The 12151-nt window shown below is 35.8% G+C and carries 12 protein-coding genes and 1 pseudogene; 9 read left to right on the forward strand and 4 right to left on the reverse strand.

Features of this window, described 5'->3' with window-relative positions:
- Positions 1-89 precede the first annotated feature (89 nt).
- Genes tsaD through tsaE form a run of 4 tightly spaced genes read right to left on the reverse strand, consistent with a single transcriptional unit; the run spans position 90 to position 2649 of the window.
- Entirely contained in the window at positions 90-1115 is a 1026-nt protein-coding gene (tsaD, locus tag IDG60_RS15620; protein ID WP_000159042.1) for a tRNA (adenosine(37)-N6)-threonylcarbamoyltransferase complex transferase subunit TsaD, read from the reverse strand.
- Complete coding sequence (rimI, locus tag IDG60_RS15625; RefSeq protein ID WP_000372758.1) at positions 1108-1572, reverse strand: ribosomal protein S18-alanine N-acetyltransferase; 465 nt, start codon at positions 1570-1572, stop codon at positions 1108-1110. The genes tsaD and rimI overlap by 8 nt, the downstream gene beginning before the upstream one ends.
- On the reverse strand, positions 1545-2207 hold the full coding sequence (gene tsaB, locus IDG60_RS15630; protein WP_001086737.1) for a tRNA (adenosine(37)-N6)-threonylcarbamoyltransferase complex dimerization subunit type 1 TsaB: 663 nt from the start codon (positions 2205-2207) through the stop codon (positions 1545-1547). Before tsaB ends, rimI begins: the two co-directional genes overlap by 28 nt.
- Positions 2188-2649: a tRNA (adenosine(37)-N6)-threonylcarbamoyltransferase complex ATPase subunit type 1 TsaE gene (gene tsaE / locus IDG60_RS15635; RefSeq protein WP_000590805.1), complete on the reverse strand. Its 462-nt coding sequence runs from the start codon at positions 2647-2649 to the stop codon at positions 2188-2190. The genes tsaB and tsaE overlap by 20 nt, the downstream gene beginning before the upstream one ends.
- A 37-nt stretch (positions 2650-2686) precedes the next feature.
- Between tsaE and IDG60_RS15640 the strand changes: the two genes are divergently transcribed.
- The 9 genes and pseudogenes from IDG60_RS15640 to leuD all read left to right on the forward strand — a co-directional run.
- Entirely contained in the window at positions 2687-2842 is a 156-nt protein-coding gene (locus tag IDG60_RS15640; RefSeq protein ID WP_001789600.1) for a hypothetical protein, read from the forward strand.
- A gap of 317 nt (positions 2843-3159) precedes the next feature.
- Positions 3160-4848: a dihydroxy-acid dehydratase gene (gene ilvD / locus IDG60_RS15645; RefSeq protein ID WP_001255780.1), complete on the forward strand. Its 1689-nt coding sequence runs from the start codon at positions 3160-3162 to the stop codon at positions 4846-4848.
- 27 nt (positions 4849-4875) lie between these two features.
- A complete protein-coding gene (gene ilvB / locus IDG60_RS15650) occupies positions 4876-6645 on the forward strand; it encodes a biosynthetic-type acetolactate synthase large subunit (RefSeq protein WP_000047811.1) in 1770 nt (589 codons plus the stop codon).
- Positions 6645-6899 (forward strand): ACT domain-containing protein, encoded by a 255-nt coding sequence (locus IDG60_RS15655; protein ID WP_000196911.1) that lies wholly within the window; start codon positions 6645-6647, stop codon positions 6897-6899. The genes ilvB and IDG60_RS15655 overlap by 1 nt, the downstream gene beginning before the upstream one ends.
- Positions 6900-7035: 136 nt before the next feature.
- Positions 7036-8040, forward strand: coding sequence for a ketol-acid reductoisomerase (ilvC, locus tag IDG60_RS15660; RefSeq protein ID WP_000214552.1), 1005 nt, complete (start codon positions 7036-7038; stop codon positions 8038-8040).
- A 29-nt stretch (positions 8041-8069) separates the two neighbouring features.
- Positions 8070-9599, forward strand: coding sequence for a 2-isopropylmalate synthase (locus tag IDG60_RS15665; protein WP_000094583.1), 1530 nt, complete (start codon positions 8070-8072; stop codon positions 9597-9599).
- Positions 9600-9601: 2 nt separating this feature from the next.
- Positions 9602-10648 (forward strand): 3-isopropylmalate dehydrogenase, encoded by a 1047-nt coding sequence (gene leuB, locus IDG60_RS15670; protein ID WP_000221945.1) that lies wholly within the window; start codon positions 9602-9604, stop codon positions 10646-10648.
- A 13-nt stretch (positions 10649-10661) separates the two neighbouring features.
- The gene (leuC, locus tag IDG60_RS15675) at positions 10662-12032 is read left to right on the forward strand and encodes a 3-isopropylmalate dehydratase large subunit (RefSeq protein ID WP_000531823.1); all 1371 of its coding nucleotides are present in this window, start codon (positions 10662-10664) and stop codon (positions 12030-12032) included.
- Positions 12033-12151: pseudogene (gene leuD / locus IDG60_RS15680) on the forward strand (3-isopropylmalate dehydratase small subunit); the annotation flags it as partial. It abuts the gene before it with no gap.

Below are 12151 nucleotides of genomic sequence, written 5' to 3' on the forward strand. Positions count from 1 at the left end.
AATATAAAAACGTCAGCTATCACATGACAGAAGACTATGAACAGTTTCAATAATGTTCATCGTAATCATGTTAATAACTGACGTTTATTTTATTCTGCAGAATACTCTTCTAAATCTATATTGCTGTGCCCATTTAATGCTAAATCAGCAAATCGACCTTGCTGATACAAATAGTGGCCGGCAACGCCTATCATTGCAGCATTATCTGTGCATAATTTAGGACTTGGGATAGTTAATTGAATGTCATTGACTTTGCATTGATCCGCTAAAGATTGACGTAATCCTTTATTACTCGCCACGCCACCAGCAACAATTAATCGCTGAACACTATATTCTTTACAAGCTTGAATAGCTTTAAACGTAAGCACCTCTACAACACTATTTTGAAAGCTCGTTGCTACGTTAGCTTCAATGATTGGAATATTTTTTTGTCGTTGATTGTGAAGTTGATTGATCACGGCACTTTTCAACCCACTAAAACTAAAATCATAACTATCTTTATCCAACCAAACACGAGGGAATGAATAAGTATCTTCACCTTCAGCAGCCAACCGATCAACTTGTGGACCACCTGGATAATTTAAACCAATTGTTCGTGCCACTTTATCATAAGCCTCACCTACTGCGTCATCTCGTGTTTCACCAATGACTTCAAATGATAAATGATCTTTCATATAAACTAATTCAGTATGTCCACCTGAAACAATAAGTGCAATTAGCGGGAATGTTAATGGCTCTTCTATGTGATTAGCATATATATGTCCTGCAATATGATGAACAGGAATAAGTGGCTTATCGTAAGCAAATGCCAATGCTTTGGCTGCATTAACACCTATTAGTAACGCACCAATTAGTCCAGGGCCTTCTGTAACCGCTATGGCATCAATATCTTCCATTGATACATCGGCATCCACTAGAGCCTCGTTTATTGTTGTTGTTATACCTTCAACGTGATGTCTACTTGCCACTTCGGGAACGACACCGCCAAATCGTTTATGACTTTCAATCTGACTTAAAACTGTATTTGATAAAATATCTCTGCCATTTTTTATAACACTAACGCTTGTTTCATCACAACTTGTTTCAACAGCTAGTATTAATATATCTTTAGTCATTTAAATTCACCCACATAACCATTGCGTCCTCACCTTCACCATAATAATTTTTACGTTTACCACCATATTGAAATCCTAAATTTTCATATACATGTTGTGCCACTTTATTATTAACTCTTACTTCTAAACTCATCACATCACAAGTGTGACTTGCATAGTTTATTCCGTATTTTAAAAGCATTTGACCTAAACCATAGCCTCTATAATTATCATCGATTGCAACTGTTGTAATTTGAGCTTGATCGATAACAATCCATAAACCTAAATAACCAATAATTTGTTGTTCAAATTCTAAGACAAAATATTTCGCAAAGTTATTTTGCTCTATTTCATGATAAAATGCGTCAATTGTCCAAGAACTGTCATTGAAACTCCGACGCTCAAGATCAAAGACTTGTGGCACATCTTCTTTAGTCATCTCTCTAATGTTTAATTGTTCTTTTGACTGTTGATCCAATTTCGTTCCGCCTCAGCTAATTTATGGTATTTAGGAGTAAATGTATGTACGTCTGTAGGTTTATCTATCAATTGATACATGACTGATGCATTTGGTAGCTGCGCAATCACTTCACCTTGTAATTCATCTTGTAATTTTATAGTATCTTTCCCAATATAAATAAATGGTTGGTTTAAATCTTCTAAAAAAGCTCGCAATGCCTCTATCGACATATATTGATCTTCTAAAATAGTCACTAATTGACCATTTTGCCACTGGAATATGCCTGTATAAACTGCTTGTCGTCTTGCATCAAACACAGGAACCAATAATTTATCAGTATGATCGATTGTTGCTGCCAATGCCTTTAATGATGAAACACCATATAATTTAACATCTAACGCATACGCTAATGTTTTAGCAACAGTAACACCGATACGTAAGCCAGTATATGAACCAGGACCTTCAGCAACAATAATCGCATCTAATTGCTGTTTAGCTATTTTGCTCTGCTCAAATAGCTGACTAATCGCAGGCATTAATTGCACTGAATGATTTTGTTTAGAATCCGTAGTTATTTCAGCTAAAACTTCATCGTTTTGCATCAATGCTACTGATAATGGTTGATTCGATGTATCAATGAGCAGCGAATTCATGGATAATTGCCTCCTTAATTTGTTCATAATGTTCTCCTTGCGCGAACAACTCAATTTGTCTTGTATTTTCAGATATTGTTGAAATGTTAATAGATAAATGCGTCGCTGGAAGTAAATCTTTTATAAATTGACTCCATTCAATAACAGTAATTGCCTGATCTTCGAAAAATTCATCAAACCCTAAATCTTCATCAGAATCTTCTAAGCGATAACAATCCATATGATGCAATTTTAAATTTTTACCCCTATATGATTTAATGATGTTAAATGTCGGGGAATTAATCGTACGTCTTACACCAAGAGCTTTTCCTATAAATTGCGTTAACGTTGTTTTACCTGCTCCTAAATCTCCGTTAAGTAAAATCAAATCACCACTTTTCAATTGCTCAACTAAAAACATAGCAAATTGATTCATTTCATCTAAATTATTTATCTTTATCAATGTTGATTCTCCTATATTATGCTTTTCATTCATAAAAATGATTATCCATTGTTCAATCGTATCTAACTTTATATTTAACCTTTATATTGTAACAAATTTCAACTTAAATTTCTTATCTTTGAAACAGATTATCTATTCAAAGTTAATTGTAAGAAAATTTAAAATATTTGTTGACATACTAAAGCAGATATAGTAAATTAAATTTATCAAATTTTTAGACAATTCTAACTATTAAAGTGATATATACCATTCACGGAAGGAGTATAATAAAATGCTTAATCAATATACTGAACATCAACCGACAACTTCAAATATTATTATTTTATTATACTCTTTAGGACTCGAACGTTAGTAAATATTTACTAAACGCTTTAAGTCCTATTTCTGTTTGAATGGGACTTGTAAACGTCCCAATAATATTGGGACGTTTTTTTATGTTTTATCTTTCAATTACTTATTTTTATTACTATAAAACATGATTAATCATTAAAATTTACGGGGGAATTTACTATGCGAAGCGACATGATCAAAAAAGGAGATCACCAAGCACCAGCAAGAAGTCTTTTACATGCCACGGGCGCGCTAAAAAGTCCAACTGATATGAACAAACCATTTGTAGCTATTTGTAACTCTTATATTGATATTGTTCCTGGACATGTTCACTTGAGAGAGCTTGCAGATATAGCTAAAGAAGCAATTAGAGAAGCCGGTGCCATTCCATTTGAATTCAATACAATTGGTGTTGATGATGGAATAGCTATGGGACATATCGGAATGCGATATTCTCTACCATCACGTGAAATTATTGCAGATGCAGCTGAAACTGTAATTAACGCTCATTGGTTTGACGGCGTATTTTACATTCCTAATTGTGACAAGATTACACCCGGTATGATTTTAGCAGCCATGAGGACAAACGTACCAGCTATCTTTTGCTCTGGTGGACCAATGAAAGCTGGCTTATCTGCACATGGAAAAGCATTAACACTTTCATCAATGTTTGAAGCAGTCGGCGCATTTAAAGAAGGATCGATTTCTAAAGAAGAATTTTTAGATATGGAACAAAATGCCTGCCCTACTTGTGGTTCATGTGCTGGGATGTTTACTGCAAATTCAATGAACTGTTTGATGGAAGTTTTAGGTCTAGCATTACCATACAACGGTACTGCACTTGCAGTCAGTGATCAGCGACGCGAAATGATTCGCCAAGCAGCTTTTAAATTAGTTGAAAATATTAAAAATGATTTAAAACCACGTGATATCGTTACTCGCGAAGCAATTGATGATGCATTTGCACTTGATATGGCTATGGGTGGTTCAACAAACACGGTACTGCATACGTTAGCCATTGCCAATGAAGCTGGTATTGATTATGACTTAGAGCGCATTAATGCTATTGCCAAACGCACGCCATATTTATCAAAAATAGCACCTAGTTCATCGTATTCAATGCATGATGTGCATGAAGCTGGTGGCGTCCCAGCAATTATTAATGAATTGATGAAGAAAGATGGCACGTTACACCCAGATAGAATCACAGTTACTGGCAAAACGTTACGTGAAAATAACGAAGGCAAAGAAATTAAGAACTTTGATGTCATTCACCCTCTTGATGCACCATATGATGCACAAGGCGGTTTATCTATCTTATTTGGTAATATCGCCCCTAAAGGCGCAGTTATTAAAGTTGGCGGCGTTGATCCATCTATCAAAACATTTACTGGGAAAGCAATTTGTTTCAATTCGCATGATGAAGCTGTTGAAGCAATAGACAATCGTACCGTTCGTGCAGGCCACGTCGTTGTCATTAGATATGAAGGACCTAAAGGTGGACCAGGTATGCCTGAAATGTTAGCACCTACTTCCTCTATTGTTGGTCGCGGCTTAGGTAAAGATGTTGCATTAATTACTGATGGGCGTTTTTCCGGTGCCACAAGAGGTATTGCAGTTGGTCATATTTCCCCTGAAGCTGCATCTGGTGGACCAATTGCCTTAATTGAAGATGGAGATGAGATTACTATTGATTTAACAAATCGTACATTAAACGTAAACCAGCCTGAAGATGTTCTAGCGCGTCGCCGAGAATCTTTAACACCGTTTAAAGCGAAAGTAAAAACAGGTTATCTAGCTCGTTATACTGCCCTAGTAACTAGCGCAAATACAGGTGGCGTCATGCAAGTCCCTGAGAATTTAATTTAATTTATTTTTATATTGGAGATGGTTAAAATGTCTAAAACTCAACATGAAGTAAACCAAAATATTGACCCTTTAAAAATGGCTGAATCACTTGAACTTGAACAACTAAATGAAAAAACTTTAAATGACATGCGTTCAGGATCAGAAGTGCTAGTAGAAGCTCTACTTAAAGAAAATGTGGATTATTTATTCGGTTATCCTGGTGGTGCCGTACTACCTTTATACGACACATTTTATGATGGTAAAATCAAACATATTTTAGCAAGACACGAACAAGGTGCTGTTCATGCTGCAGAAGGTTATGCACGTGTATCTGGTAAAACTGGCGTCGTTGTAGTTACAAGCGGTCCAGGTGCAACTAATGTAATGACAGGTATTACGGATGCACATTGCGACTCTTTACCTCTAGTTGTATTCACTGGACAAGTTGCTACACCAGGCATTGGTAAAGATGCATTCCAAGAAGCGGATATTCTATCTATGACTTCACCAATTACAAAACAAAATTATCAAGTGAAACGTGTTGAAGATATCCCTAAAATCGTACACGAAGCTTTCCATGTAGCTAATTCTGGACGCAAAGGTCCTGTAGTGATTGATTTTCCAAAAGATATGGGTGTTTTAGCTACAAATGTGGATTTATGCGACGAAATCAATATTCCAGGTTATGAAGTTGTTACAGAACCAGAAAATAAAGACATTGACACTTTCATCTCACTTTTAAAAGAAGCGAAAAAGCCTGTCGTATTAGCCGGCGCAGGTATTAATCAATCAAAATCAAATCAATTATTAACACAGTTTGTTAATAAACATCAAATCCCAACAGTTACTACTTTACTAGGTCTAGGTGCTGTACCTTATGAGGATACACTATTTTTAGGTATGGGAGGTATGCATGGTTCTTATGCTAGTAACATGGCATTAACTGAGTGTGATTTACTCATTAATTTAGGTAGCCGCTTCGATGATAGATTAGCAAGCAAACCTGATGCCTTTGCACCTAACGCCAAAATTGTACATGTAGATATTGATCCTTCAGAAATCAATAAAGTTATTCATGTAGATTTAGGTATTATTGCAGACTGTAAAAGATTTTTAGAATGTTTAAATGATAAAAATGTTGAGACTATAGAACACAGTGACTGGGTTAAACATTGTCAAAATAATAAGCAGAAACACCCATTTAAACTTGGTGAAGAAGATCAAGTATTTTGTAAGCCACAACAAACAATCGAATATATCGGCAAAATTACAAATGGTGAAGCAATTGTTACTACAGACGTGGGACAACATCAAATGTGGGCAGCTCAATTTTATCCATTTAAAAATCACGGACAATGGGTTACAAGCGGTGGTTTAGGAACAATGGGATTCGGTATTCCTTCGTCAATTGGTGCCAAATTAGCTAATCCTGATAAAACAGTCGTATGTTTCGTCGGTGACGGTGGTTTCCAAATGACAAACCAAGAAATGGCACTTTTACCCGAATATGGTTTAGATGTCAAAATCGTACTAATCAATAATGGAACATTAGGTATGGTTAAACAATGGCAAGATAAGTTCTTTAATCAACGCTTCTCACACTCAGTATTTAATGGTCAACCTGATTTTATGAAAATGGCAGAAGCATATGGCGTCAAAGGTTTCTTAATCGATAAGCCAGAACAACTGGAAGAACAATTAGATGCAGCGTTTGCTTATCAAGGACCAGTTTTAATTGAGGTTCGTATTTCCCCTACTGAAGCTGTAACCCCAATGGTTCCGAGTGGCAAATCAAATCATGAAATGGAGGGCTTATAATGACAAGAATTCTTAAATTACAAGTTGCGGATCAAGTCAGCACGCTAAATCGAATTACAAGTGCTTTTGTTCGCCTACAATATAATATCGATACATTACATGTTACACATTCTGAACAACCTGGGATTTCTAACATGGAAATTCAAGTCGATATTCAAGATGATACATCACTTCATATATTAATTAAAAAATTAAAACAACAAATTAATGTTTTAACGGTTGAATGCTACGACCTTGTTGATAACGAAGCTTAATTTTAAGACAAAGGCAATGATGCGCTAATTAGTTATAGATAAATCATAGGCTGCTAGTTAACATCTGCCACTATTACAAAGTTATATTTCAGAATTTTCGAAAAACAAAACATTTAATTATTTGGAGGAATTTATTATGACAACAGTTTATTATGATCAAGACGTAAAAACGGACGCTTTACAAGGCAAAAAAATTGCAGTAGTAGGTTATGGATCACAAGGCCACGCGCATGCACAAAACTTAAAAGACAATGGATATGATGTAGTCATCGGTATTCGCCCAGGTCGTTCTTTTGACAAGGCTAAAGAAGATGGATTTGATGTGTTCCCTGTTGCAGAAGCAGTTAAGCAAGCTGATGTAATTATGGTGCTATTACCTGATGAAATTCAAGGTGATGTATACAAAAACGAAATTGAACCAAATTTAGAAAAACATAATGCGCTTGCATTTGCTCATGGCTTTAACATTCATTTTGGTGTTATTCAACCACCAGCTGATGTTGATGTATTTTTAGTAGCTCCTAAAGGACCGGGTCATTTAGTTAGACGTACATTTGTTGAAGGTTCTGCTGTACCATCACTATTTGGTATTCAACAAGACGCTTCAGGTCAAGCACGTAATATTGCTTTAAGTTATGCAAAAGGTATTGGTGCAACTCGTGCAGGTGTTATTGAAACAACATTTAAAGAAGAAACTGAGACAGATTTATTTGGTGAACAAGCAGTACTTTGCGGTGGTGTATCGAAATTAATTCAAAGTGGCTTTGAAACATTAGTAGAAGCGGGTTATCAACCAGAATTAGCTTATTTTGAAGTATTACATGAAATGAAATTAATCGTTGATTTGATGTATGAAGGCGGTATGGAAAATGTACGTTACTCAATTTCAAATACTGCTGAATTTGGTGACTATGTTTCAGGACCACGTGTTATCACACCAGATGTTAAAGAAAATATGAAAGCTGTATTAACTGATATCCAAAATGGTAACTTCAGTAATCGCTTTATCGAAGACAATAAAAATGGATTCAAAGAATTTTATAAATTACGCGAAGAACAACATGGTCATCAAATTGAAAAAGTTGGTCGTGAATTACGCGAAATGATGCCTTTTATTAAATCTAAAAGCATTGAAAAATAAGATAGACCTACAATGAGGAGTTGTTAAATATGAGTAGTCATATTCAAATTTTTGATACGACACTAAGAGACGGTGAACAAACACCAGGAGTGAATTTTACTTTTGATGAACGCTTGCGTATTGCATTGCAATTAGAAAAATGGGGTGTAGATGTTATTGAAGCTGGATTTCCTGCTTCAAGTACAGGTAGCTTTAAATCTGTTCAAGCAATTGCACAAACATTAACAACAACGGCTGTATGTGGTTTAGCTAGATGTAAAAAATCTGACATCGATGCTGTATATGAAGCAACAAAAGATGCAGCGAAGCCGGTCGTGCATGTTTTTATAGCAACATCACCTATTCATCTTGAACATAAACTTAAAATGTCTCAAGAAGACGTTTTAGCATCTATTAAAGAACATGTCACATACGCGAAACAATTATTTGACGTTGTTCAATTTTCACCTGAAGATGCAACGCGTACTGAATTACCATTCTTAGTGAAATGTGTACAAACTGCCGTTGACGCTGGAGCTACAGTTATTAATATTCCTGATACAGTCGGCTACAGTTACCATGATGAATATGCACATATTTTCAAAACCTTAACAGAATCTGTAACATCTTCAAATGAAATTATTTATAGTGCTCATTGCCATGACGATTTAGGAATGGCTGTTTCAAATAGTTTAGCTGCAATTGAAGGCGGTGCGAGACGAATTGAAGGCACTGTAAATGGTATTGGTGAACGAGCAGGTAATGCAGCACTTGAAGAAGTCGCGCTTGCACTATACGTTCGAAATGATCATTATGGTGCTCAAACTGCCCTTAATCTCGAAGAAACTAAAAAAACATCGGATTTAATTTCAAGATATGCAGGTATTCGAGTGCCTAGAAATAAAGCAATTGTTGGCCAAAATGCATTTAGTCATGAATCAGGTATTCACCAAGATGGCGTATTAAAACATCGTGAAACATATGAAATTATGACACCTCAACTTGTTGGTGTAAGCACGACTGAACTTCCATTAGGAAAATTATCTGGTAAACACGCCTTCTCAGAGAAGTTAAAAGCATTAGGTTATAACATTGATAAAGAAGCGCAAATAGATTTATTTAAACAATTCAAGACCATTGCGGACAAAAAGAAATCTGTTTCAGATAGAGATATTCATGCGATTATTCAAGGTTCTGAGCATGAGCATCAAGCACTTTATAAATTGGAAACACTACAACTACAATATGTCTCTAGCGGCCTTCAAAGTGCTGTTGTTGTTGTTAAAGATAAAGAGGGTCATATTTACCAGGATTCAAGTATTGGTACTGGTTCAATCGTAGCAATTTACAATGCAGTTGATCGTATTTTCCAGAAAGAAACAGAATTAATTGATTATCGTATTAATTCTGTCACTGAAGGTACTGATGCCCAAGCAGAAGTACATGTAAATTTATTGATTGAAGGTAAGACTGTCAATGGCTTTGGTATTGATCATGATATTTTACAAGCCTCTTGTAAAGCATACGTAGAAGCACATGCTAAATTTGCAGCTGAAAATGTTGAGAAGGTAGGTAATTAATTATGACTTATAACATTGTTGCCCTACCTGGTGATGGAATCGGTCCAGAAATTTTGAACGGATCTCTATCATTGCTTGAAATTATAAGTAATAAATATAACTTTAATTATCAAATAGAGCACCACGAATTTGGTGGTGCCTCTATTGATACATTCGGCGAGCCTTTAACTGAGAAAACCTTAAATGCGTGTAAAAGAGCAGATGCTATTTTACTGGGTGCAATCGGTGGACCTAAATGGACAGATCCTAACAATCGACCAGAACAAGGATTATTAAAATTGCGTAAATCCTTAAATTTATTTGCAAATATTCGCCCCACTACCGTTGTCAAAGGCGCTAGTTCTTTATCACCTTTAAAGGAAGAACGCGTTGAAGGCACAGATTTAGTTATAGTCCGTGAATTGACAAGTGGTATTTATTTTGGAGAACCTAGACATTTTAATAATCACGAGGCCTTAGATTCTCTTACTTATACAAGAGAAGAAATAGAACGCATTGTTCACGTAGCATTTAAATTGGCCGCTTCAAGACGAGGAAAACTAACATCAGTTGATAAAGAAAATGTATTAGCTTCTAGTAAATTGTGGCGCAAAGTCGTAAATGAAGTAAGTCAATTATATCCAGAAGTAACAGTAAATCACTTACTTGTTGATGCTTGTAGTATGCATTTAATCACAAATCCAAAACAATTTGACGTCATCGTATGTGAAAACTTATTTGGCGATATTTTAAGTGATGAAGCTTCAGTGATTCCTGGTTCACTTGGTTTATCACCTTCTGCTAGTTTTAGTAACGATGGTCCAAGATTGTATGAGCCTATTCATGGATCAGCACCAGATATTGCAGGTAAAAACGTTGCCAATCCATTTGGAATGATTCTATCTTTAGCGATGTGTTTACGTGAAAGCTTAAATCAACCAGATGCTGCAGATGAATTAGAACAACATATTTATAACATGATTGAACATGGGCAAACGACAGCAGATTTAGGCGGCAAATTGAATACTACTGATATTTTCGAAATTCTATCTCAAAAATTGAATCACTAAGGGGGAGATGTAAATGGGTCAAACATTATTTGACAAGGTGTGGAACAGACATGTGTTATACGGGAAATTGGGCGAACCGCAACTATTATACATTGATTTACACCTTATACATGAAGTTACTTCTCCTCAAGCATTTGAAGGACTTAGGCTTCAAAACAGAAAATTAAGACGCCCAGATTTAACATTTGCAACACTCGATCACAATGTTCCTACTATTGATATTTTCAATATTAAAGATGAAATTGCAAACAAACAAATCACAACATTACAAAAAAACGCCATAGATTTTGGGGTGCATATTTTTGATATGGGCTCTGATGAACAAGGTATTGTTCACATGGTAGGACCTGAGACAGGACTTACACAGCCCGGCAAAACAATCGTTTGTGGTGACTCTCACACAGCAACACATGGAGCATTTGGTGCTATTGCATTTGGAATTGGAACAAGTGAAGTTGAACATGTTTTCGCAACTCAAACGCTATGGCAAACAAAACCCAAAAACTTAAAAATCGATATTAATGGTACCTTACCAACAGGCGTCTATGCTAAGGACATTATTCTGCATTTAATTAAAACGTATGGTGTTGATTTTGGTACAGGCTATGCTTTGGAATTTACTGGCGAAACAATTAAAAACCTTTCAATGGACGGTCGAATGACTATTTGTAACATGGCTATCGAAGGTGGTGCCAAATACGGCATAATCCAACCTGATGATATAACATTTGAATATGTTAAAGGGAGACCATTTGCCGATAACTTCGCTAAATCAGTTGATAAGTGGCGTGAGCTATATTCTGATGACGACGCGATATTTGATCGTGTAATTGAACTTGATGTTTCAACATTAGAACCACAAGTGACATGGGGAACTAATCCTGAAATGGGTGTTAATTTCAGTGAACCATTCCCTGAAATCAATGATATCAACGATCAACGTGCGTATGATTATATGGGGTTAGAACCAGGTCAAAAAGCTGAAGACATCGACTTAGGGTATGTTTTTCTCGGTTCATGTACAAATGCTAGACTATCAGATTTGATTGAAGCTAGTCATATTGTTAAAGGAAATAAAGTTCATCCAAATATTACAGCTATTGTCGTACCAGGTTCTCGTACAGTAAAAAAAGAAGCAGAAAAATTAGGTCTAGATACTATCTTTAAAAATGCAGGATTTGAATGGCGTGAACCAGGATGTTCAATGTGTTTAGGCATGAATCCTGACCAAGTACCTGAGGGCGTACATTGTGCATCTACAAGTAATCGAAACTTTGAAGGACGACAAGGCAAAGGTGCAAGAACACATTTAGTATCCCCTGCTATGGCAGCAGCAGCAGCTATTCATGGTAAATTTGTGGACGTAAGAAAGGTGGTTGTTTAAATGGCAGCAATCAAACCTATTACAACATATAAAGGTAAAATAGTCCCTCTCTTCAACGACAATATCGATACAGACCAAATCATTCCTAAGGTACACTTAAAGCGTATTTCAAAAAGTGG

It is taken from the genome of Staphylococcus sp. EG-SA-2 (genome assembly GCF_017152085.1).

What these genes read in the sequence shown, in the direction of transcription:
- tsaD (WP_000159042.1), bottom strand. Translation starts at nt 1,115, where the DNA reads ATGACTAAAGATATATTAATACTAGCTGTTGAAACAAGTTGTGATGAA.
- tsaB (WP_001086737.1), bottom strand. Translation starts at nt 2,207, where the DNA reads ATGAATTCGCTGCTCATTGATACATCGAATCAACCATTATCAGTAGCA.
- IDG60_RS15640 (WP_001789600.1), top strand. Translation starts at nt 2,687, where the DNA reads ATGATTATCCATTGTTCAATCGTATCTAACTTTATATTTAACCTTTAT.
- ilvD (WP_001255780.1), top strand. Translation starts at nt 3,160, where the DNA reads ATGCGAAGCGACATGATCAAAAAAGGAGATCACCAAGCACCAGCAAGA.
- ilvB (WP_000047811.1), top strand. Translation starts at nt 4,876, where the DNA reads ATGTCTAAAACTCAACATGAAGTAAACCAAAATATTGACCCTTTAAAA.
- IDG60_RS15655 (WP_000196911.1), top strand. Translation starts at nt 6,645, where the DNA reads ATGACAAGAATTCTTAAATTACAAGTTGCGGATCAAGTCAGCACGCTA.
- ilvC (WP_000214552.1), top strand. Translation starts at nt 7,036, where the DNA reads ATGACAACAGTTTATTATGATCAAGACGTAAAAACGGACGCTTTACAA.
- IDG60_RS15665 (WP_000094583.1), top strand. Translation starts at nt 8,070, where the DNA reads ATGAGTAGTCATATTCAAATTTTTGATACGACACTAAGAGACGGTGAA.
- leuB (WP_000221945.1), top strand. Translation starts at nt 9,602, where the DNA reads ATGACTTATAACATTGTTGCCCTACCTGGTGATGGAATCGGTCCAGAA.
- leuC (WP_000531823.1), top strand. Translation starts at nt 10,662, where the DNA reads ATGGGTCAAACATTATTTGACAAGGTGTGGAACAGACATGTGTTATAC.